The sequence below is a fragment of the Bacillus siamensis genome (assembly GCF_051628075.1).
GTDB classification, from domain to species: Bacteria; Bacillota; Bacilli; order Bacillales; family Bacillaceae; genus Bacillus; species Bacillus siamensis.
In genome coordinates this window covers 929,487-951,402 of record NZ_CP155579.1, presented here as the reverse complement: position 1 = coordinate 951,402, position 21,916 = coordinate 929,487, and the positions used below count along the sequence as shown (strand labels likewise).

Genomic DNA, 21,916 nt, shown 5'->3' with positions numbered 1-21,916 from the left:
GGGGGGAGCTTACTGCGGGTTTCCGTAAAGCTCTTCAAGAGGTTTCATGATAATTTTGTTTAACTCGCCGATCAGCATGCTCATGCGCTGTTCCGCTTCCATCAGCTGGGAAATCAATTCATGTTGCTGTACAAGAGCAACCGTTTTTTGCGCCTGCTCTACCTCTTCCTGAGTGATTTCTTCGCCTGACATCTGTTTCTGCTGCAGCTGCAGCTGTACATTGCGGAAATTATCAAACATGCGTTTTGCCGATTCATCTGCGTTTACTTGATCATAAAGCCCTCTTAAACGGCTGTATTCATCACTGTTACGCAAAGCTTTTTCAAGATCATATGCTGCATCATAAAAATGAACTGCCATAGTAACCGCTCCTTTCTTCCTTTCAGACATACCACTCCACTATAACAGACTGCGGAGCGACTTTCATCCTCGGCCGATGTTTTCCTTAGAAAAGAATGACAAACAAAGCTTGGATTGCTCCGATGATCCCGCCGAGCAGACCGCCTAAATACGTAATCATCTTAAATTCTTTCTTGGAAATCGACAGCACCATTTCCTCCAGCCGCTCAACAGGAAACAGATCAACCTGCTCTTTGACCACTTCCTCAAGACGAAGGCGTTTGAGCACATCTTCCAAATGAGCGGCAATACTGCCGAGCGCTGCATCAAGCAGCTTCGGCGCATACGTTCCCGTAATCTCCCCTTCATAGCGGGAGATGATGTCACCGAGCCGGCCCTCAAAAAAGGGTGCGGTTTGAAGCGCGGCCAAAGCCTGTTTTTTCAGGCTGAACAGCAGCTCTTTCGCATTCCACTTTTCGTCGGCCTCATAAAGTGTATAAGATTTGAGCTTGCCCCATTCTTGAGAAAGCAGATCAGTCAGAAGCTTTTTTGTTTCCTCATTGCGCAAAAACTTTAACAGCTCAGGCAGCACACGGCCGGCCAGACTTGAATTGCCGAGGAACATCTGCACCATGCTGCCGAGCATCCCCCGTGTATTCAAAAAGTCGTCAATCATATTGCCGAGTCTGTCTTTGCCTTCTTCACTTTCAAAATAATCAATGCTCCGCTTCAGGATATAATCGGCGGCCATCGGAACTTTTTCATCCAGCTTTTTCTGCAGCTCATCAGGAAGCCAGTCCTTTATGGCGCGGTGTTCATATTTCCGGTACAGTTCCGAAAGCTTTTCATCTGTAAAACGGTCAATCCAGGCATCCGTCTTTTCCTGCGGATTCCGGATGCCTGCGGCGGCCAGAGCTTCCTGCACCGTCATATCGGAAGCGGCCATTTTTTGCGTGAATTGTTCGGCGAACACAAGCGCCTGGTTTTTAACGGTATCTGACAAAAGCCGCTTTTTTATGCCTTCCGGAGTTAATAGATGGTTCGTCACCATGAGCCCCATCTGTTTTGCCAATTCGTCCCGTCTTTTCGGGATCAGCCCCGGAGTAAACGGAATCCGTTTTCCGAACAGGTAATACGGACGGTACGGACGAAATAACATCTGAATGGCAAGGTGATTTGTCACCGCGCCGATCGCGGCTCCGATCACAATCATAAATATAAACGTTCCTGCTATGCCCATTCCTTTTCTTCTGCCTCCATCTTATGTTCTATTTTTCTAGATGATATATCTATTCGTATTATAGAGGCTGGCGTGAATGCGGGCAAATGAAGAACCTGAATTGTTGTTTCTCAGGAATAAGGCAAGATGCTGTTTCGTACTCTTTACAGTAGATCATCTTTTATGCTGCGCTTAACATGTCTACTGGATGGAAGGGCCGTTTCATCAGCGGCTTTTGAATAAAGGGGGAGTAACAACATGACAACACTCGGTTTTATGTCCGTATCCCGCCGGCACGAAGAAGATTTCGCCGGTGAACTGGCTGAAAGAGCGCCTCAATACAATGTGCGCTTTGCCCGCTTTACACCGTTTGATATTTATCCGGATTCTTTACGCGTAAAAGCGCTCGTGTATCATCCGAAAAGCGGAAAATGGAACGAAACGGAAATTGATATTCCCGAATTTATTTACGATCGCTGTTTTTACGGAAAATCTGCTGAAGCTCAAAAAGCCAAACCGATCGTCGAATGGCTGAAAAAATATCCGAAAACGGAATTTATCGGCCGCGGGCTTCCTGATAAATGGACGGTTACGAATGCGCTCCAAGAGCATCATCTGATCAGTCCCTATATTCCTGAAACGGTCGAAGTCAGCCGCTATGAAGAGGTGCAATCATACTTAGCGAAAGAAAAAGCATGTATACTTAAGCCCGCTTTCGGCGCGGGAGGAAGAGGCATCATCCTCCTTAAAGCAGGGAAAAAATCAATTTCAGCCACTTACTATATCGGGAAAAACAAGCAAACAAAAACGTTTTCCAACCACGTGTCTTTTAAGTCCTGGTGCAAAAAAGTGCTGCAGCACCGTTATTTGCTTCAAGCCTACTTAAATATTCAGGATAAGGAACAGCACCCGTGCGACATCCGCATTTTCATGCGCAAAAATGAGTCAGGAGCTTGGGAAACGGTCGGAAAAGCGATCCGAAGAGGTTATCAGAACGGTCTTTTATCTCATTTGCGGGGAGGGTCCGAACCGATTAAATTTGACACGTGGTTTGAAGAAATTCCGAAAAAGCAGCAGGCCGTTTTATTGGATGATGTCTTTTCGATCACCCAGTCCGTCCCTTATTTTCTTGATGAACAATTCGGACCGCTGTTTGAGCTGGGGCTCGATATTTGTTATGCCAAAGACGGGCGCATCTGGCTTTTGGATGTCAATTCAAAACCGGGACGGAACGCCATTTTAAGCGTGGCTCCCGAAGCGAAAGAGGATTTGTACACCGGTCCGCTGAAACGCTTCCGCGATCTTCAGTCACAGGAAAGCCGGAAAGGAGCACTTCCGCGTGAATCATAAAGGGATGATGGTCGGCATCGATAAAAAAAGCAAAAATACGCTGTATCTCCCCTCCGCCATGAAACGGGAAGGGATTTTATCCGCTGCCTTCGGGACCAAGGTTGTCAAATGCCGTGTAGCCTTTTCTCAATCTCTTGAAAAAAGCGCGCTCCTTTCTGAAGACTTATTTGAGGAGCTGATGATACCGCATAAAAGCCGGGCTGATTTTCTCATCCACGGCCAGACGGTGCATATCGGACCGCTGATCGGCATTTTTACAGCAGGGTTCACATCATCGACGCAGCGCCCGTTCAGAGACCGCACATCCTTCTTTACCAAGCTGCTCTCCCTTCACGAGCAGGCGAACGGATATTGTTTCGTTTTCGGGGCACATCAGATCAACTGGGAAGAAGGCACAGTCCAGGCGCTGATTTATAAAGAAAACAGCTGGAAACGGGCGGACGTCCCGCTTCCGAATGTTGTATATGACAGGCTCCCGAGCCGAAAAACGGAAAAAGTTCCTCTTTTACAGCAGACAAAATATAGGCTGATGAATGACTATCAGATTCCCTGGTTTAATCCGCAATTCTTTAATAAATGGGACATTCACAAGCTTCTGGAAAAAAATAGTCTCACGGCTTCTCTCCTGCCAAAAACAATCCTGCAGCCGAATGCAGAAGCGATAGAGACGTTATGCAGCACATTCGACACCGTATTTATCAAGCCTGCAGACGGCACGCTCGGAACGGGAATTTACAAGCTGAAAAAAACAGACGCCGGCTTCTCAGTCAAATACACGAATGAGGAAAAAACGGTGGTGACGGCGGATTATGCAGATGCGGCATCCTTCATGAAATCATTTGAAGAAAACAATGACCCGTCCGCTTTTTTATTGCAGCAAGGCATTGATCTGATCCGGCTTGACGGGCGTCCCGTCGATTTCAGGGTGCATACGAACAAAAATGCCGAGGGAAAATGGACAGTGACGGCGATCGCAGCAAAAATTTCCGGCAGAAACAGCATTACAACGCATCTGGCAAACGGCGGGGAAGTCAGAACGTTAGCTGAATTATACGGCGATCCGAAAGAGAGAGTCGGCATGATCCGGAAGCTTTCGAAAGCCGCCTTAGCGGTCAGCCGTGTGTTAAATGAACATATTGAAGGCTTTATCGGCGAAATCGGCTTTGACCTCGGCGTTGATGAGGCGGGGAAAGTTTGGATGTTTGAGGCCAACTCCCGCCCCGGGCGGAGCATTTTCTCGCATCCGAAGCTGAGATCAGTCGATTACCTCACAAAACGGAGAAATTTTGAATACGCGTCATATTTATCAGAACGGTCCATTACCGCCCCGGAAAAACTTTGGCGGTGAGGCCGCTTTTTTTTCGTTGACCAGGGACAGGCACAGAACTGATGAGCTACAATGAACAGGATCAACATTTCCCGATAAGGAGCGTGAACGTCATGATTTCGCACTTCAGCTGGAAACCGTTATTCAAAAAAGAGAAACTGCCCGGATGGCGGATTTCGTTTTACTGGCAGGGTACGCATTACGAAGGAATTTACCACAAGTCCGGAGACATTGAATGGGGACACACACATCCGGGGAAAGAAGAGCCGGCACTCGTAAAAGAGCTGCATGAATTAATGCTTTATCACATATATGACTGAAAGCTAAAAGCTCAGCCGCAAAAGGCTGGGCTTTTCTTTTTCCTTCCGCTATTTACCACCCGGTTTTCCGAATGAGATGCCTTTTGATTCACCATAATACGTAGTACAAAGCGGCAAACACCATTGGGTGAAGCCGAGCTGGCAATGGTTTTCATTCCGGAAACCATCAGCTGGTGCAATTCCAGCAAACCCAACCATACTACTTTATAAAGGAGATCATACAAATGGCAAACAACAACTCTTCAAACCAACTTTTAGTACCTGGCGCTGCTCAAGCAATCGACCAAATGAAATACGAAATTGCTTCTGAGTTCGGCGTAAACCTTGGCGGAGAAACAACTTCCCGTGCAAACGGTTCTGTCGGAGGAGAAATCACTAAACGTTTAGTATCTTTCGCGCAGCAGCACATGGGCGGACAAGGCGTACAATAACTCAATAAATGGCTTACAGAAGACGCGGGATACCGCGTCTTCTTTTTATTGCCGTCACCCTTTTTCCTGTTCCACATACCCTAGGAAAAAAGGAGGGAAAACATGTCATTCATTGCCTCAGTCAATTGGGAGCTGTTTCAGTTCGTAACGGTTTCTTTGGTCAATGAATATGTTGCCCACCATCTCCCCTTTATTCACAGGTATTCTTTTCCCCGCTGCTTTGAATGATATAATGAGCGGCGAGGAGGTTTTTTACATGAAAATCGCTTTACTCGGAGCAACGGGAAGAGTCGGACAGGCTTTTATAAAAGAAGCTCAGAAACACGGAGACATTGAGATATTTGCTCTTGTCAGATCTGCCGGAACGGCCCTCCCCATTCCTGAAAAACATATCATAACAGGGAATGCCAGACGGCGGGAGGATATCGGCAGATTGATTTCTAAAGCGGACACAGTCGTGAGCTGTCTCGGCACGGACGGTGACGATACCCTTTCAGCCGCTATGATCCATATAATAGACAGCATGAAACAGCATCATGTTCAGCGTCTGATTACGATCGGAACCGCGGGTATCCTTCAATCACGGCTTATGCCTGACAAATACCGTTTTGAATCGTCAGAATCAAAACGAAAATCAACAAGAGCCGCAAAGGAACACGCCCGCGTATACGAGATGCTTCTGGCAAAGGATATTGACTGGACGATCATCTGCCCCACCTACCTTCCTGACGGAGAAGCTGCCGGAGTTTACCGGTTCGAACAAGATCAGCTTCCTGAAGGCGGGACTAAAATCACCGTCGGAGACACGGCGCATTTTCTTTACCGTGAACTGATGAACCCGCGGTTTGTCAGAAAACGGGTGGGACTGGCTTACTAAATTGAAAAAGGGCGAATCTTTTGATTCACCCTCCTCCTGATTACACCGCGGACTGCGCCGTTCCTTTCTGCAATTCATACATTTGATGGTACTGCCCCTTTTGCGCCATTAATTCGTCATGGCTTCCTTTTTCAATGATGCGCCCCTTTTCCAAAACGAGAATCTGGTTTGCGTGTCTGATCGTGGAAAGCCGATGGGCGATAATAAATGTCGTGCGCCCTTCTTGCACCACGTGCAGCGCTTTTTGAATGATTGCTTCTGTTTCGGTGTCAATGTGCGCCGTCGCCTCATCCAAAATTAAAATGGCCGGATCGAACGCAAGCGCCCTTGCAAAAGAGATCAGCTGGCGCTGGCCTGAAGACAGTGTTCCGCCTTTTTCCGTGACGGGCTCCATGATGCCCTTCGGCAAGGATTGCAGAAGACCTGCGGCGCCGACTTGCCGAAGCGCTTCTTCAGCCTGCTGCAGGGAAATACGCTGATCATCGAGGGTCACATTGGAGCCAATCGTTCCAGAGAAAAGATACGGATCTTGCAGCACGATCCCCATATGCGATCTCAGCTCCTGTCTTGACATGCCGTATATGCTTTTTCCATCCAGCAGGATATCGCCTTTTTCGGCATCATAAAAACGGAACAGAAGATTCAAGATGGAGCTTTTGCCTGAACCCGTATGGCCGACGAGGGCGATCGTCTCGCCTTTTTCAGCTGTAAAGCTGATGTGTTTCAGCACCTCTTCTCCCTTTCGATACCCAAAAGAAACATCGCGGAATTCCACAGTCCCTTCCGCCTTTCTGTCTGCGGGAGCGCCTGTTTCTTCCGTTTCCTCCTCCTGTAAAAGCTCAAATACCCTGCCCGCGGACACACGGGCCAATTCAAGCTTTGAAAATTGGTTGACAATCCCCGTAACCGGCTGGAACAAACGGTTTAAATAATCAACAAACGCATATAAAACGCCGATCGAAACAATTCCCGCCGCACTCAGACTCGCGCCTCCGAAATACCAGATCAGCCCGACAAACGCCACATTGCGCAACACATTGACAAGACTGTGGGACATGAGGGAATTTAAAGACAGCATTTTGTTCTTATAGCGGAAATGAGCTTCATTCAATTCTTCAAATTCCTTCATCGTTTCCTTCTCACGGCGGAACGCCTGAATAATCGGCATCCCTTGAATGGACTCATTCATTTTCGCATTGATGTCACTGTTAATGGAACGGATGTTTTGGTTGTAGACGGATGCGTATTTGCGGTACACAACCGACCAGATCATTAAGATCGGAATAATCAAAAGGCAGACGGCGGCCAGTCTGACATCAAGCATAAACAGCGCCGTAAAAATACCGAGCATGTAAACGCCGCTTGTGATAAACGTAGACAGCACCGTTACATATAAATCTCTGACCGCTTCTGTGTCATTCGTAATGCGGGCCACGACTTTTCCGGCAGGCAGATTATCAAAGTAGCGGATCGGCATTTTCTGAATGTGTGAAAACACATCCTGCCTCATACGCTGTATGATCCGGTTCGCTCCCATCTGCAGCAGGTAATGCTGGCCGTAATGAAAGCACACGGAAAACATGAGCAGCCCCGCGTAAATGGCGGTCAACGTCAGCAGCCCTTTTATTTCCAGACGGTAAAATTGAAAAATTTCCTGTTTAGATAACGCAATAGCGGGATATGACCTGCTTTCTTTACCGTTTGATATCGTCAGCCGGCCGTCAGTCACCGAACGGTTTCCGTCAAAACTGACGGGACCCTCAACAAAATAGTAGGCCGCACCGACTTGATAAATGTGCGCCTCTCCGGTTTTCTCCGCCCCCGGTTTGAGCCGGTCCTCCCTGACATAATCATGCCCTCTGAACGTGACGGCATCCGGATCGTCCCCAGAGGCTTTAACCCATGTTTTTTCAACGCCGAGAATATGTTCGTCAATCATTTTTTTTCCGATAAACGGGCCGGTCAGCTCAGTGCCGACCGCAATAATGAGCAGAACGACCGCCCATATCAGCAGCTTTTTGTATTGAAGCGCGTAATTCCATAATCTTCTTCCCGTCTTCATGCGCCCGTCCCCCCTTCTTCAAGAGAGGACAGCTGCTGCCTCTCATATTGTTCGCGATACCAGCCATTCTTCGCCAACAGCTCCTGATGCGTGCCTCTTTCAGACACCCGGCCTTCGTCCATGACGAGAATGAGATCTGCGTGTTCAACTGCCGAGAGCCGGTGGGTGGTGATAATCGTTGTTTTATGCTGCCGTTTTTTACGGATGCTGTCAATGATGGCGGCTTCCGTTTTCGCGTCTACCGCAGAAAGCGAATCATCTAATATGAGAATGTCCGGATCTGTCAAAAGCGCTCTCGCAATTGAGATGCGCTGTTTTTGTCCGCCGGAGAGCGCCACCCCCTTCTCGCCGACAAGCGTCTCAAGCCCTTCTGAAAGCATGCCGATATCTTGTTTAAAATGCGCGTCCTTCAGCACGCTGCCGATTTCCTCTTCGGTTGCGTCCTGCCGACCGTAAAGCAGATTTTCCTTCACTGTCTTTGAAAATAAAATATGATCCTGCGGCACATAGCCGATCCACCCTCGGAGCTTCTCAAGCGGAATCTCCTGAATCGGAACGCCTGTAAACGTGATGGCTCCCGCACCGGGCGGATATTCACGCAGCAGCTGCTTAATAATCGTCGTCTTTCCGCTTCCCGTTTTTCCGACGATGCCGAGTGTCTGCCCTTTTTCAACGGAAAATGATACATCGGAAACAGCCGGTCCCGCTCCGCTCGGGTACGTAAAAGTCACTTGTTCAAAAACAAGACGCCCGGGCTCCTTGATATCGGCGGGCTGCTTGGGCCCTGTCACATCAGGCTCATAGGAAAGGGTCTCATTGACACGGTCTAAGGAGGCATTGCCGCGCTGCATGATATTGATTAATTCTCCGATCGCAAACATCGGCCAGATCATCATTCCGAGATACACGTTAAACGATACCAGCTCTCCCAGCGTCAGCCGGTTTTGAAAAACGAGATAGGCGCCGTAGCCGAGACCGATGAGATAGCTGAGCCCGACTAGAAGTTTCACAGTCGGTTCAAAGAGTGAATCGATAAACGCCACCTTCATGTTTTTCTCGTATACATCCGCCGTCATATCACCGAAACGGCTGACATCATTTTTTTCCTGCACGAAAGCCCGAATGACCCGGACGCCGGATACCGACTCCAGCACCTTGTCATTTAATGATCCGAAAGCATCCTGCGCTTCCGTAAACCGCTCATGGATCTTTTTTCCGTACAGACTGACCGCAGCCGCCATAATCGGCAGCGGGATAATCGCGGCAAATGTCAGCTTCCAGCTGATGAGAAGCCCCATTGTCAAAAATATCGTCAGCATATACATCGTCGAATCGACGAGCGTTAAGACCCCGAAGCCCGTCGTCATACTGACGGCCTGCAAATCATTCGTCCCCCGCGCCATTAAATCGCCCGTTCTGTATTTCTCAAAAAACGGCGGTGACATTTGAAGAAGCCTTCCCATCAGTTTTGATCGGAGAATTTTCTCCATGACATTCGCCCCGCCGAAAAGCTGGTACATCCAAAAATAGGACAGCAAATATACGGCTGCCGTTAAAGCGAGAAACACACATATGTAAAACAGCATCCCGCTTTTCGTAAACACGCCCGCCTTCATATCGTCTATTGCGTTACCGAGAAGTTTCGGCGGGAACATTTCGATGACATTCACAATCAATAACAGAACAATCGCTGTCGTATAGCGCAGCCAATAGGCTTTAAAAAACCAAGCTAGCTTTTTTAATACAGTAAACAAATACCGTCATCCCCTTTCATGAATCAGCCTCCATCAAGTTTTTCCGGATTGTTTTTCATTGTTTTCGCTAATACCGCCACATGCATCACACCTGTCCTTCATTCATTTTTTGTATAAAAAAAGACATGAAGCGTCAGCTCCATGCCTCTTATTATTATAAATAAGGTACAGACCCGCCTGATATGCGCGACTGCACCGTTTTTAAGCAAATGTTCAGAAAACGGAAGGTGTATGGCAGTCACGCCGATATTCAGCTGAAGATGAGTTGACAAGCTTTAATTCTGACATGATCCATACCTCCTTTTTTCCTATATTATTCCTTTATCATATAAACGAATCCTTTTTTTGTCAATACAGGTTTTAGATTTCTTCCGTACGGGTATTGTTTTATAAACCTTTTTTACTGAAAGGATGAGGCCGATGTTTCACGCGGACCGGTTGATTGCAGCTTTTGACGGAAGTCATGATAGCAAGAAAGCGCTTCAAAAAGCGATAGACCTTGCAAAAACATTTCACGCGAATTTAACAGTCGTACATTCACACAATGCAAAAGATACCCAGACGATTGTCGATCCCCCGAGGCCGGGAGCCGGTGCCACGTATATCGGCGGCGGGATTGCAAGCGTTCCCGACCCGCTTCAAGCGGAAAGAATCTCCCCTGACCCGATGATTTATGAAGACCGTACGGAAGAAATCATTGCCGAAGCGAGAATGCTGATGAACGACAGCCAGATTGACGGGGATATCGACATTTTAGAAGGTGATCCCGCTGATGCCATTATCGAGCATGCCGACCGCATATCGGCGGATCTGATCGTCATGGGGAGCAGAGACCAGAACAGGCTGAAAAAACTTTTATTCGGAAGCGTCAGTGAAAAGCTGTCATCGAAATCCGACATTCCGGTGCTGATCGTAAAATAATCCTTTCTGTACAGCAGCTTTATCAAAAGCTGCTTTTTTTAGAGCTCCCGGCTGTTTCCTCTTTTTTTCGGCATCACAAAAAAACTCGCCATGATCAAAAAATCAATGCACAGCACGACAGACCAGCCCTTCAACAGCCCGCTTAGCGCTTCGGTGCGGGAAGCGTCCTGAATGAGAAATACCGTTCCGGCTAAAAGAACGCCGCCGATGACAAACGCTAATACATGTCTTCCCCATCCTTTTGCATAATGTTTGGCATAATCCAGTCCGTACCGCTTGACCGGTTTTGCCCCTTCCTTTACGACATAATAGCGGAAACGCTCATCCGCCCATTGAATCATGCTTTTTCCGAAGGCGACAGACACTCCGATATAAACGGCCGCCACTGCATGCGCCATAGTCGCCGTCGCCCCTTTGTATAAATCAGCTGCGGCCGCCGCAAACAATACGGCATCAAGTAAAGGAATGAGAGCGAAAAAGAACATTCCGAGCTTTTGCCGCCTGAATAAATACCGCGCCGCCAATCCGAAGATGACAGCCGCCCAAAAAGCAGCCTCACAAATGACAATCAACCAAGCAATCGCGTTCAATCCGGTTCCCCCTTATCGTTTTCTAAAAAGCATTGTAACACCTCTTTTTATTTAATACAATTGTATTATAAAATTGCAAGAAATATTTTTTCCTGTTACACTGGAGACATGCCTAAAATCATCGATCATGAAAAAAGAAGAAAACAAATAGCCGAAGCCACTTGGCGGACGATTTTGGAGCGGGGCATGGAAGGAGCGACAGTGAGAAACATCGCCCGGGAAGCGGGTCTTTCTTTAGGCGCGCTGAGGCACTATTTCACCACCCAGGATGAGCTTTTAGGGTATGCGATGACCCTCGTAAAAGAAAAAGCGGCCGCCAGAATTAACGAAGTTGCCAAGACGGACCTGCCGCCGAAAGAAAAAGCGGTGCGTCTGATGCTTGAAATCATCCCGACAGATGAAGAAACGATGGCTGAAATGGAGGTATGGTTCGCTTTCACAGCTTATGCCAGACATAAGGGAGAAGAATTTCATCCCCAGCACGACGGGATCTTGGCATATATCCGCGGTCTGATTGACTGGCTGGATGATAATAAGCATCTGAAACCAAATCTTGATAAAGAGACAGAAGCAGAGAAATTGTATGCCATTGCCGACGGATTGGCGCTGCATGCACTGCTTGAACCTGAGCGTCTTTCAAAAGAGAAAATCTCCCGCGTGCTCGTTCAGCATATCGAGTCTCTTTTTATCTGACAGAAGCAAAAAGGCCGGATGTGTTTCCGGCCTTTTTCCGTTTATGACTGAACGCCGATCTCCTGCTGAATGCTCAATTGAAAAGCCTCTTGAATCGTTTTGGCTACAGGACCCGGCACACCGCTGCCGACCGGTTTTCCGTCAAGGGTTACGATCGGGATTAGTTCAGAGGTTGTCGACGAAATAAAAATTTCATCCGCGTTTCTGAGTTCGTCTTCAGTAAGGGGCTTCTCCCGCACCTCAATCCCATTTTCTTTCATCAGCCCTAAAAGTTTCATCCGCGTAATGCCGTTTAAAATCAGCTCATTTGCAGGATGCGTCCGGACGGTGCCGTTTATGACGGCGTATACATTGGAAGAGGTTCCTTCCGTGACCGCTCCGTCCCTTATCAGCACCGCTTCATAAGCGCCTGCTTCATAGGCTTTTTGTTTTACCATCACATTATACAGTAAATTCAGACTCTTAATGTCACACCTCAGCCAGCGCTTGTCTTCGGCCGTTATGGCCTGCGCTCCGGCTTTTTGTTCATTTTCCGGTTTTTTCACTGAAAAGGTGTATGCCGTCGTCTGCGGCTCCAATCCTTCATCATACTGGTGCTTCCGGGGCGCCTTCCCTCTCGTCGTCTGAATATAGACCCCGCCGTCAATGAGTTTGTTTTCCTGTACGAGCTTTTGGAGATCCCATTCTATGTCTTCTGCGGAGAACGGCAGGGTGATGCCGATTTCTGCGGCGCTTCTGAAAAGACGGCCGATATGCTCATGCAGACCGAATAAAACGCCGTTGTATACTCTGATGACTTCATACACACCGTCACCGAATTGATATCCGCGATCCTCAATATCAACTGCGGCTTCTTCACGATCAATCAACTGGCCGTTTACCAATGTCTTCATGTAAACCCTCCTCATCGTTATCTGCCGTGATGCGGATTCTCAGCTGTAGCTGTTATTGTCAACTATTCTATCATATTGAACAAGCAGGCAGCGGAGTTTATTTTTTTCTTAAAATCTTATGATTCGACATATTTTCTATGTCTTTTCCAGTTTTGTTCCTGTATACTTGATTCGACATACATATGCTGTTAACTTATGGTACTATGCAAGCCTCTGCCGTTATCGGCATTATGAAGAAATTTATGCTACTGGAGAGATTGTTATGCGCAAGACAAAAGAAGGTGCTTCCCCTTCTCTGTTTTCATTAGCTTTTAAACTTACGAGTTTAGCAGTTTTGTGCGGACTGCTTCTGGTAATCGTCATAATGGGTTATTCCGCTTCCGCCGCAAAAAATAAACAGGTCACAGTGACTGCAAACGGGCAGCTTCGAGATGAAACAGAAAGCCTGCGGCTGAAAAACGATTCTCCCGACATCCTGCTTAAACATTTGCAGAAAGAGCGGGACACAGGGAAAAAAACGGTATATTTAACCTTTGACGACGGGCCGTCTCCTTATACTGAACAGCTGTTGAATGTATTGAAGGCAAATGGCGCAAAGGCCACTTTTTTTATGCTTGAACCGCGGATGAAAGCCTATAGACATTCCGTGCAAAGAGCGAATCAGGAAGGAATCGCGCTCGGCCTGCATGGCGTGACGCACGATAATCACCTGTTTTATCAAACACCGACATCGCCGCTGAAAGAAATGCAGCAGGGACGCGATACGCTCCAGGCCATCACGGGAGTGAAAACGGATCTTGTCCGCACGCCTTACGGCAGCAAACCGTCATTGACAGACACCCAGATCAAGCATCTCGAAAGAGGCGGCTTCGTGTACTGGGACTGGACGATTGACAGTGAGGACTGGAAATACAAAAATGCACAGTACGTGCCGGAAGTATTGAATCAGCTCGCATATTTGGAAAGCGTCCATACGAGCAGACCGCATGTCATTTTAATGCACGATCTGCCTGCGACCGTGCATGCTTTGCCGAGCCTGATCCAAAAACTGAAAGCCCAAGGCTACTCCTTTGATATTCTGACGGACCAGATGATTCCCGTCCATGAATAAGAAAAAGCCGGATCTGTATGGGACTGACCCCATAATATGAGACAAACAAAAAACACCTTCAAGTTTGAAAACGGATCGTTGTTATCCGAAATTAGACTTGGAGGTGTTTTTCTATGAGGACAAGAGTGAGTTATCCGGTTGAAGTCAAACAGAAAGCTGTAGAAATGAGATTGGCGGGCGTGCCTGTGAAGGAGATCATGCAGGAATTGAATATAAAGAATAAGACGCAGGTGCAGACATGGGTCAGGTGGTATAAAGCTGGGGATACACATCGATTCGAACAACCTGTCGGAAAGCAATATTCTTATGGGAAAGGTCCAGAGTATTCTTCCGAATTAGAGAAACTGCAGGCAGAAAATTGTTATCTGAGACAACAGAATGAAGTGTTAAAAAAGTACAACGAATTGGAAAGGAAGCTGATAGCGAAACGCCAGTCGAGCTTGTAGAAGCATTGCGCGGCACAATGACCATAAAGGATATCTGTATTCATTTAGGTATCTCACGAGCATCTTATTATCGTTGGAAGAAGAATCTGATGAAAGATAACCCTAAATACCATTTAGAAAAACAAATCGGCACGTTGTGCCGAGAACACAAGTATCGATATGGCTATCGGAAAATCACAGCCATATTAAAAAAGGAAATGCGTATGAATCATAAAACAGTTCAGCGCATTATGCAGAAGAATCAGTGGCAATGCCGGGTTAAGGTGAAAAAGCGCAAGAAGAATGGGCAGCCATATGCCGTGGCCGAGAATATATTGGATCGAAACTTTCAGTCTGATCGCCCTCTGGAAAAGCTAGTAACGGATATCACATATTTGCCTTATGGGCAGAAACAATTGTATCTTTCCAGTATATTGGATTTATACAATGGAGAAGTGATTGCTTTTACGATTGGCGATAGACAGGACACAGACTTTGTCTTACACACACTTGATCAGCTGCCTGCACTGCCAGAGAACTGCGTGTTACATAGTGACCAAGGTTCTGTTTATACATCTTATGAGTATCAGAAAGCTGTTAAAACAAAAGGCATTACCATGAGCATGTCCCGCAAAGGGACGCCCGCTGATAATGCCTCCATCGAATCGTTTCATTCCTCACTAAAGTCTGAAACGTTCTACCTCGACAGGTTGGAAAGCACTACGACGACCATCGTAGAACAAACTGTCGAAACCTATATACACTATTATAACAACATTCGTATTCAAACGAAACTAAACAACCAGCCGCCGGTCACATACCGACAGCTGGCTGCTTAAAGGTGTTTTGATCCCTGTCTCAAAAACGGGGGTCAGTCCCGTATATGATCCGGCTTTTTTTATATCGCTGCTCTGATCCGCTTTGCAAATTCACCGATCTTCTCATGAATGACAAGATCAAATAAATGGTCGCAATATGTCGGCTCAAGATTAATGATCACCTGCTTCAAACCGGGAATCTGGCTCGCATCCTCAGGGACAAACCTTGCCGGCGCCACCTCAAGCGAAGTGCCGATCACAAGAAGGAGATCAGCTTGATCAAGCTTTTCATAAAGGGTTTCAAAATGCTGGACGAGATCGCCGAAAAGTACGACATCCGTCTTTAATACAGTGCCGCAAACCGCATGATCTCCGGTTTCCGCCGTACATTCCGGCACTTCTTCCTTCAGCAGATGAGAAAGTCCGTAGCGCGCTCCGCAGCGGGGGCATGCGGCGGTCTGAATTGAACCGTGAAGCTCATAGACACTGCTGCTTCCCGCTTTCTTATGCAGCCCATCAATATTCTGCGTGAAAATGTCTACCTGCTTTCCCCGCTTTTCAAGGTCTGCCAAATACTTATGGCCGGCATTCGGTTCATAGCTTCCGCTCATTTTCATCTGAAACAGCTGTTTGAATTTGGGCCAGAAGTCACGCGGACGGCGTTCAAAGTATTCCCTGCTCATCGCTTCCATTCTGGAGGTGTCTTCGGTCCATATACCGTCCGCGGAACGAAAATCCGGAATGCCGGATTCCGTGCTCATTCCCGCTCCCGTCAGCACCGCGATACGTTCAGCCTGATTGATCAATGTCATAAACGCTTCCACTCTTCCACCGCCTTTTCTTTTTATCATATCATGAAAAAAGAACGGCGCCCGTTATGCCCGTTCTTTTTCTCCGGAATGATCCTTCACATGAACCGGATCATCGTGGCTTTTCTGTTTTACGAATACATTCTGGCCCGGATAGGCGAATTCCACGCCTTCCTCAGCAAAAATATCAATAATCCGGCGGTTGATATCCTGCCGCACGTCCAGGCTTTCGGCCCAGACGATGGTCTTTGTGTAAAAGTTAAAAAACAGATTGTAATAGCTGTCCGCAAACACGTCAAAGTTAACCATAATCGTATCATCATGCACGCCTTCATGTTCGCGAAGCATTTCTCTGAGCCTTGTGATGCACCGCTCTAAACGATCAATCGGCGTCGCATAAGAGACACGAACGGAAAACGTGATCTGGCGCTTCGTCATTCTCGTCCAGTTTGTGATGGCTTCCATCGACAGCGTTGAATTGGGCACGGTGACGAGCGCCCCCTGCGCCGTCCGGAACCTTGTGCTTCGGAATGTGATATCTTCTACGCCTCCCGTCACAGATGACGTCTCGACCCAGTCGCCGATCGTAAACGGCTTTTCCGTAATGATGATAATGCCGCCGAAAAAATTGCTGATCGTATCTTTAGCCGCGAGTGCGAACGCCAATCCGCCAAGTCCGAGTCCGGCCACAAACCCATTTACATCATAATTGAATTCCTGTGCGATCACGCTGACGCTGAGTGCGAGAATGACAAAGCGCAGCACCTTGGATAAAAACGGCGCCAAAATGTCATCCATATCAAGCTCAAAGCGCTGATTGACTTTATGAAATAAAAAGGAAGACGCCGATGTCAGATTGCAAAGTCCCCAGGCGATCAGCGCTATGATCAGAGAGCGGTACATTTTTTTGACAATGTCCATCTGACCGTCTAAAAACGGCGAATACTCAATCGCTAAAAACAGCCCCAGCGCAACGAAAAACCACCTGGCCGGCTTATCAAACGCTACCGCAATCTGTTTGAATATATCGGTTTTCGGTTTGTTCGCCAATTTGTAAACAAGCTGGAAAAAGTATTTGACAAACAGTTTTCTCAAAATGAGAAAAGCCGCTAAAATCCCAATGCTGATACAGATCTGCAAAATATGGTCAAAAGTAAAAAAGCTCTTAAAAGATGTCACCATGGCATATACTCCTTTGTCTTGTCGAAAATCCATTATACTAAAACATTCGGACATCAGCTTCTTTTAATGTCTTTATGAAAAGCCTGAAAAACCCCGGCAGCAGAACACAGCCGGGGTTTTTCACAAATTCGTTCATCTTTCAGCCAGATACAACAGGGGCAGGCACTATTTCTTCTTCGATTGTGTCTGTTTCAGGAGAGTCGCTTTTTGGATCTCAGCATCGGTTTCGGCTTTAATTCTTTCCTCCACTTTCAATCTCCCTTTTCCCATGATCTCGCCTCCTTTTTGCCATTATAAATCATCACTGCGGAATGTAAACCGAAAAAAGCACTATCTTTATTCCAAAAAAATACTGTTTCGCACATTCACCAGTTTGAATCGCTGTGCATATATGAATTTGATATAATAACAGAAATGCCCATGAGGGGAGCTGACAAGCTTGTATACCATCGCTCATCGCGGCGCATCCGGTTATGCGCCCGAAAATACATTTGCGGCATTTGATATCGCTGCCGAAATGAACGCTGATTTCATTGAGCTTGACGTCCAGCTCACAAAAGACGGACACATTGTCGTCATACATGATGACAGAGTCGACCGGACGACGGACGGCTCTGGTTTTGTAAAAGATTTCACGCTGAAGCAGCTGCAGTCCCTGGACGCCGGCAGCTGGTACGGGGCTGAGTTTAAAGGGGAACGGATTCCCCTGCTCGAAGAGGTCTTGAAGCGTTATCATTCTAAAATCAGATTTTTAATTGAACTGAAAGGGCACGCTTCTCAAGTCGGTCTTGAAAAAGCAGTCGGCCGGCTGTTAAGCAGGTTTTCCTTTTCCATGCATCATATCGTTCAATCTTTCAGCCTGAAGTCGATTCAGGCCTTTCATGATATGTATCCGTCCGTTCCGACTGCAATTATTGCCAGGCCCAGCTTCGGGAGGTTTTCCAGAAGCCAGCTGAACGCCTACAAATCAGCCGCACATTATGTCAATATTAAATATACCCGCCTGAATCGGTTCTTGATTTCCACCGCTCACAAACACGGCCTGAAAGTATTTGCCTGGACGGTCAGAAATCAAAAGACGGCCGAAAAGCTGCAAATGATGGAAGTTGACGGCATTGTAACTGATTTTCCGGATTTTATTTCTAAGGATGGCTGATATGAAACAATACATCGCAATTTTTATCGGAGGGGCGCTCGGCGCTTTGCTCCGCTTTGAAATGAGCACACACATTCACAGCCGGTCTTTCCCGGCGGCTACTTTCCTCGAAAACGCGGCGGGAAGCCTTTTACTCGGTCTTATCACGGGTTATTTTCTCATTCGGGCTAAACGCCCTCTCCTGACCGCCTTTTTCGGAACCGGTTTTTGCGGAGGTTTCACGACGATGTCCACCTTCGCAAAAGAAACCGTCTTTTTGCTGCAATCGTCTCCCGCAGCGGCTTTTTGTTATGCTGCCGCGACTTTATTCGCCGGTCTTGCCCTTGCATACGCCGGCATTTTCTGGGGACGGCGGATTGCTCTTCGCATCGCGGGAAGGGAGCATGATACGCCATGACGATTGTCCTGATGCTTATTGCAGCGGGAATCGGAGCGGTATTACGGTTTCTGCTGGGGCAAACCGTTTCAGAAAGGACAAAGGGTTTGCCGATTCCGCTTGGAATGGCTGCGGTCAACCTGCTCGGCTCCTTCGGCCTCGGCATGTTCACCGGATTGGGTCTGGATAACCCTTCAGCCGGCATCATCATTGCGACAGGCTTTTTCGGTGCGTTTACGACCTTTTCCACCTTCAGTATTGAAGCCGTGCAGCTGATAATGAACCATCGCATAAAGGAAAGCCTGCTCTACATCGCAGTTTCAGCAGCCGGAAGCCTTTTGGTGTTCTGGTGCGGCTTCATTATCATTTCCATTTAAAAAAACCTTGAGCTTATTTTTCGCTCAAGGTTGCGTTATGAAGCATGACCGTTTCAGGCACGGGCAGCGGGCGGTTTATTGTCCCCTGACCGCCCGGGCGGCCCTGTTCTTCTTTTAATTCAAGCTGTTTAATAAACCGGCCGTCCATTTCTAAGATGAGGGCAGTGTATCCCCCAATCTGTATCGACTCACCCGCACAAATATCAATATTCCGCTTCAGCACAAGGCCGCCGATCGTGTCGACTTCCTCTTCAATCTCTGCGCCGAACAGATGATTCACCTGATCGATCCGAACTTTTCCGTCCAGAATATAATGACGTTCGGACATCTTTTGAATCAGCGGCTGTTCATCTTCATCAAATTCGTCTCTGATATCCCCGACGATTTCTTCAAGGATGTCTTCGGTCGTCACAAGACCGGACGTCCCGCCGTATTCATCAGACAATATCGCCAGATGAATCCGCTCTCTCTGCATTTTTATCAGCAGGTCGTGTATCGGAATCGTCTCAATGACTTCAATGACCGGGCGGACGTAAGACGTGATGGATACTTCCGCTTTTTCATCTTCTGTCATAAACAGCAAGTCTGAAAAAAGATGCTTCGTATTGATCATGCCGATGACGCTGTCTTTGTCCCCGTCTGTTACGGGCCATCGCGTATACTTGTCTTTCAGCATCATATCAAGCATTTCCGGCACGGTCATATCAGTGGAAACAGCGGCGATTTCTTTTCTCGGAATCATGATTTCCTTGGCGATCCGATTATCAAATTCAAAAATTTTATTCACAAATGTATATTCGGACGGATTGATTTCTCCGTTTTTTAAACTTTCTGACAGCAGGATTCGCAGCTCTTCTTCAGAATGGGAGCCTTCATGCTCAGATGCCGGCTTTAATCCGGCCAGACCGGTTAAAATCCTCGCGGAGCCGTTTAAGACCCAAATAAACGGGAACATGAACACGTAAAATAACCGAAGCGGCCCGGCAATCCATAGCGTCAGCTTTTCCGCTTTTTGAATCGCAACCGTTTTAGGCGCAAGCTCACCGACGACGACATGTAAAAACGTAATCAGCCCGTACGCCGCAGCAAACGCAATCACATGCTCAGCAGAATCCGGCAGCCCCATACTCCGAAACACAGGATGAAGCATCCGCTCAAATGCAGGCTCTCCCAGTACGCCGAGCCCGATAGATGTCAGTGTAATGCCGAGCTGCGAGGCGGATAAATACTCATCAAGATCCGTAATGATACGCTTTGCGAGCACTGCCCGTCTGTTCCCTTCTGAGATGAGCTGATCGATTCTGGATCTCCTCACTCTGACGATCGCAAATTCACTCGCCACGAAAAACGCCGTTAACGCAATGAGCACACCGATTAAAATCAAACTGTCAATATCGTCCATTTCACCTTATCCCGAATTGAAGGATAAGGACGTCACCTCCTGATTTCATCATTTTTTCTTAAGCGAGAGGAACGAAATGGGCGATTGACTACACAGAGGGCCCCATCCTGCCACCTCCTAAGTCAAAGCATGATTGTCATTTGTATATTTTATTGTATCATAACTCCATTCTTTCATCATTTTCAGATTTTTTTATCATATAAAAAACAGCCTTCAAAAAAGAAGACTGCCGTTATCTGCTTCGGAAATGATTTTCTAAACAAAGCGCCGTATTAATCCCCCCGAATCCCATACTTAAACTCAACGCATGGTGTACGGTATGGGCGCTCGGCCCGTCGGTCACCCACTGAAATGAATCGTCAATCGGCTCCGTTAAATTGCGGGTCGGATGAAGCTTGGATTCCCGCATCTGCAATAGCGCGGCAATGATTTCCACCGTTCCGGCCGCACTCAGGCCGTGTCCGGTAATCGATTTTGTCGCATTAATCCGCGCGTGGGCCAGACCGCTTTCAGAAAGCGCCCGGCATTCAGTTTTATCTCCGATCGGCGAACCGGTGCCGTGGGGATTGATGTAATCAATCTCTTTCGCTGAAAGACCGGCCCGCTCCAGCGCCTGGCGGATCACCGTCATTTCGCCCTCTTCTGAAGGATTCGGGTTGCGGTTCGCATCAGAAGCCATCCCCCAGCCCTTTAAGCCGGCCCACGAACGCGCGCCCCTCTGTTCGGCAGATTCAGCGCGTTCCAGCACAATCGCCCCGCATGCTTCTCCGAATATAAAACCGTCCGTATGCCGGTCAAACGGGCGGCAGGCGGCTTCAGGATGTTCAGCGAATTGATCAGTGCCCATTGCTCCCAATGAGCGGAGAGCGTGACACTCCATATACGACAGATCGGCCAGCGCCCCGATCACGATACAGCGGTCAAACAGGCCGCCATTGATTCCTTGGACAGCCTGGATAACCGCCGCCTGGCCGCTTGCCGACGCGCCGCCGACCGTAAAGGCCGGCCCTTTTATCCCGAATTGCTCGGTGCAAAGCCCTGATAGATCACTATCCATAAAAGAAAGCCCGTACACCGGATTTACAAATTGCGGCGTTTCGCCGTTTTTCTCAAAGGTCTGCAGCAGTTCGCGCTGCGTCGTATTCGAGCCGCCGACGATCAGACCGGTGCGGCTGTGATCAGCACCGTCTAATTGAGCGTCATGCCATGCTTCATATAAAGCGATAAGCGCCGCCTTCCCTGATAATGCGGCCCTTCGGTACAAGCGTTTGGACAGCGCATCCGGCGGCGTTAATTCGCTAAGCTCCGCGCCGATAAACGAACTGCCCTTCTGCCGGCCGGGGCGTTTCATCACATCAAAAGCATGCCGCCCTTCCATAAGCGCATCAAGAAACGCCTCTTTGCCCTGTCCGACCGCGGTTAAGACCCCGATTCCTGTAATGCTGATGTCTGACGTGCCAACACTTCTCCTCGACATTTGCCCG

24 protein-coding genes are annotated in these 21,916 nt (G+C 47.8%); 13 read left to right on the top strand and 11 right to left on the bottom strand.

What is annotated here, in order from left to right:
- Positions 1-9 precede the first annotated feature (9 nt).
- Entirely contained in the window at positions 10-360 is a 351-nt protein-coding gene (locus ABDB98_RS04920; RefSeq protein WP_045927096.1) for a YlbF family regulator, read from the bottom strand.
- Between the two features lie 85 nt (positions 361-445).
- Positions 446-1,579, bottom strand: a complete 1,134-nt coding sequence (locus ABDB98_RS04915) for a DUF445 domain-containing protein (RefSeq protein WP_438421527.1) — start codon at positions 1,577-1,579, stop codon at positions 446-448.
- A gap of 237 nt (positions 1,580-1,816) precedes the next feature.
- Between ABDB98_RS04915 and ABDB98_RS04910 the strand changes: the two genes are divergently transcribed.
- From ABDB98_RS04910 to ABDB98_RS04885, 6 genes are all read left to right on the top strand, one after another.
- Entirely contained in the window at positions 1,817-2,908 is a 1,092-nt protein-coding gene (locus tag ABDB98_RS04910; RefSeq protein WP_438421526.1) for a YheC/YheD family endospore coat-associated protein, read from the top strand.
- Positions 2,898-4,256, top strand: a complete 1,359-nt coding sequence (locus ABDB98_RS04905) for a YheC/YheD family endospore coat-associated protein (protein WP_438421525.1) — start codon at positions 2,898-2,900, stop codon at positions 4,254-4,256. The genes ABDB98_RS04910 and ABDB98_RS04905 overlap by 11 nt, the downstream gene beginning before the upstream one ends.
- A gap of 83 nt (positions 4,257-4,339) precedes the next feature.
- The gene (locus ABDB98_RS04900) at positions 4,340-4,555 is read left to right on the top strand and encodes a YheE family protein (RefSeq protein ID WP_012117190.1); all 216 of its coding nucleotides are present in this window, start codon (positions 4,340-4,342) and stop codon (positions 4,553-4,555) included.
- A 224-nt stretch (positions 4,556-4,779) separates the two neighbouring features.
- Positions 4,780-4,986, top strand: a complete 207-nt coding sequence (locus ABDB98_RS04895; RefSeq protein ID WP_016938365.1) for an alpha/beta-type small acid-soluble spore protein — start codon at positions 4,780-4,782, stop codon at positions 4,984-4,986.
- A 102-nt stretch (positions 4,987-5,088) separates the two neighbouring features.
- The gene (locus ABDB98_RS04890) at positions 5,089-5,214 is read left to right on the top strand and encodes a hypothetical protein (RefSeq protein ID WP_016938366.1); all 126 of its coding nucleotides are present in this window, start codon (positions 5,089-5,091) and stop codon (positions 5,212-5,214) included.
- Positions 5,215-5,242: 28 nt separating this feature from the next.
- Positions 5,243-5,863: an NAD(P)-dependent oxidoreductase gene (locus ABDB98_RS04885; protein WP_438421524.1), complete on the top strand. Its 621-nt coding sequence runs from the start codon at positions 5,243-5,245 to the stop codon at positions 5,861-5,863.
- A gap of 40 nt (positions 5,864-5,903) precedes the next feature.
- Here the strand turns inward: ABDB98_RS04885 and ABDB98_RS04880 are convergent, their stop codons facing one another.
- Positions 5,904-7,925, bottom strand: coding sequence for an ABC transporter ATP-binding protein (locus ABDB98_RS04880; protein WP_438421523.1), 2,022 nt, complete (start codon positions 7,923-7,925; stop codon positions 5,904-5,906).
- Positions 7,922-9,679 carry an ABC transporter ATP-binding protein gene (locus ABDB98_RS04875; RefSeq protein WP_438421522.1) on the bottom strand — a complete coding sequence of 586 codons (1,758 nt, stop codon included), beginning with the start codon at positions 9,677-9,679 and terminating at the stop codon, positions 7,922-7,924. Before ABDB98_RS04875 ends, ABDB98_RS04880 begins: the two co-directional genes overlap by 4 nt.
- A 420-nt stretch (positions 9,680-10,099) precedes the next feature.
- On the opposite strand from ABDB98_RS04875, the gene ABDB98_RS04870 reads away from it, so the two are divergent.
- Positions 10,100-10,600, top strand: coding sequence for a universal stress protein (locus ABDB98_RS04870; RefSeq protein ID WP_438421521.1), 501 nt, complete (start codon positions 10,100-10,102; stop codon positions 10,598-10,600).
- Positions 10,601-10,638: 38 nt separating this feature from the next.
- Here ABDB98_RS04870 and ABDB98_RS04865 read toward each other — a convergent pair whose 3' ends face one another.
- Complete coding sequence (locus ABDB98_RS04865) at positions 10,639-11,190, bottom strand: hypothetical protein (RefSeq protein ID WP_438421520.1); 552 nt, start codon at positions 11,188-11,190, stop codon at positions 10,639-10,641.
- 108 nt (positions 11,191-11,298) lie between these two features.
- Between ABDB98_RS04865 and ABDB98_RS04860 the strand changes: the two genes are divergently transcribed.
- The gene (locus tag ABDB98_RS04860) at positions 11,299-11,883 is read left to right on the top strand and encodes a TetR/AcrR family transcriptional regulator (RefSeq protein WP_060963180.1); all 585 of its coding nucleotides are present in this window, start codon (positions 11,299-11,301) and stop codon (positions 11,881-11,883) included.
- 41 nt (positions 11,884-11,924) lie between these two features.
- On the opposite strand, the gene dat is transcribed toward ABDB98_RS04860, so the two are convergent.
- Complete coding sequence (dat, locus tag ABDB98_RS04855; protein WP_060963181.1) at positions 11,925-12,776, bottom strand: D-amino-acid transaminase; 852 nt, start codon at positions 12,774-12,776, stop codon at positions 11,925-11,927.
- A 262-nt stretch (positions 12,777-13,038) separates the two neighbouring features.
- Here dat and ABDB98_RS04850 point away from each other — a divergent pair, with 262 nt between their 5' ends.
- Together ABDB98_RS04850 and ABDB98_RS04845 are read left to right on the top strand one after the other, a co-directional pair.
- A complete protein-coding gene (locus ABDB98_RS04850) occupies positions 13,039-13,887 on the top strand; it encodes a polysaccharide deacetylase family protein (protein ID WP_438421519.1) in 849 nt (282 codons plus the stop codon).
- A gap of 113 nt (positions 13,888-14,000) precedes the next feature.
- A protein-coding gene (locus ABDB98_RS04845; RefSeq protein WP_438420396.1) for an IS3 family transposase occupies positions 14,001-15,151 on the top strand; the annotation gives its coding sequence in 2 pieces (ribosomal slippage) (positions 14,001-14,274 and positions 14,274-15,151; 1,152 coding nt in all).
- Between the two features lie 59 nt (positions 15,152-15,210).
- Here ABDB98_RS04845 and ABDB98_RS04840 read toward each other — a convergent pair.
- The 3 genes from ABDB98_RS04840 to ABDB98_RS04830 all read right to left on the bottom strand — a co-directional run bounded on the left by ABDB98_RS04840 (position 15,211) and on the right by ABDB98_RS04830 (position 17,391).
- On the bottom strand, positions 15,211-15,942 hold the full coding sequence (locus tag ABDB98_RS04840; RefSeq protein WP_438422113.1) for an NAD-dependent protein deacylase: 732 nt from the start codon (positions 15,940-15,942) through the stop codon (positions 15,211-15,213).
- 63 nt (positions 15,943-16,005) lie between these two features.
- Positions 16,006-17,121, bottom strand: a complete 1,116-nt coding sequence (locus ABDB98_RS04835; RefSeq protein WP_438421518.1) for a mechanosensitive ion channel family protein — start codon at positions 17,119-17,121, stop codon at positions 16,006-16,008.
- A 165-nt stretch (positions 17,122-17,286) separates the two neighbouring features.
- A complete protein-coding gene (locus ABDB98_RS04830; RefSeq protein WP_003155299.1) occupies positions 17,287-17,391 on the bottom strand; it encodes a YhdX family protein in 105 nt (34 codons plus the stop codon).
- A gap of 169 nt (positions 17,392-17,560) precedes the next feature.
- Here ABDB98_RS04830 and ABDB98_RS04825 point away from each other — a divergent pair, with 169 nt between their 5' ends.
- Genes ABDB98_RS04825 through crcB form a run of 3 tightly spaced genes read left to right on the top strand, consistent with a single transcriptional unit; the run spans position 17,561 to position 19,030 of the window.
- Positions 17,561-18,277 (top strand): glycerophosphodiester phosphodiesterase, encoded by a 717-nt coding sequence (locus ABDB98_RS04825; protein ID WP_438421517.1) that lies wholly within the window; start codon positions 17,561-17,563, stop codon positions 18,275-18,277.
- A 1-nt stretch (position 18,278) separates the two neighbouring features.
- Complete coding sequence (locus tag ABDB98_RS04820; protein ID WP_438421516.1) at positions 18,279-18,674, top strand: fluoride efflux transporter FluC; 396 nt, start codon at positions 18,279-18,281, stop codon at positions 18,672-18,674.
- Entirely contained in the window at positions 18,671-19,030 is a 360-nt protein-coding gene (crcB, locus tag ABDB98_RS04815) for a fluoride efflux transporter CrcB (protein WP_438421515.1), read from the top strand. The genes ABDB98_RS04820 and crcB overlap by 4 nt, the downstream gene beginning before the upstream one ends.
- 13 nt (positions 19,031-19,043) lie before the next feature.
- Here the strand turns inward: crcB and ABDB98_RS04810 are convergent, their stop codons facing one another.
- Together ABDB98_RS04810 and ABDB98_RS04805 are read right to left on the bottom strand one after the other, a co-directional pair.
- Positions 19,044-20,432: a hemolysin family protein gene (locus ABDB98_RS04810; RefSeq protein WP_438421514.1), complete on the bottom strand. Its 1,389-nt coding sequence runs from the start codon at positions 20,430-20,432 to the stop codon at positions 19,044-19,046.
- A gap of 232 nt (positions 20,433-20,664) precedes the next feature.
- The gene (locus tag ABDB98_RS04805; protein ID WP_438421513.1) at positions 20,665-21,909 is read right to left on the bottom strand and encodes a beta-ketoacyl synthase N-terminal-like domain-containing protein; all 1,245 of its coding nucleotides are present in this window, start codon (positions 21,907-21,909) and stop codon (positions 20,665-20,667) included.
- Positions 21,910-21,916 lie beyond the last annotated feature (7 nt).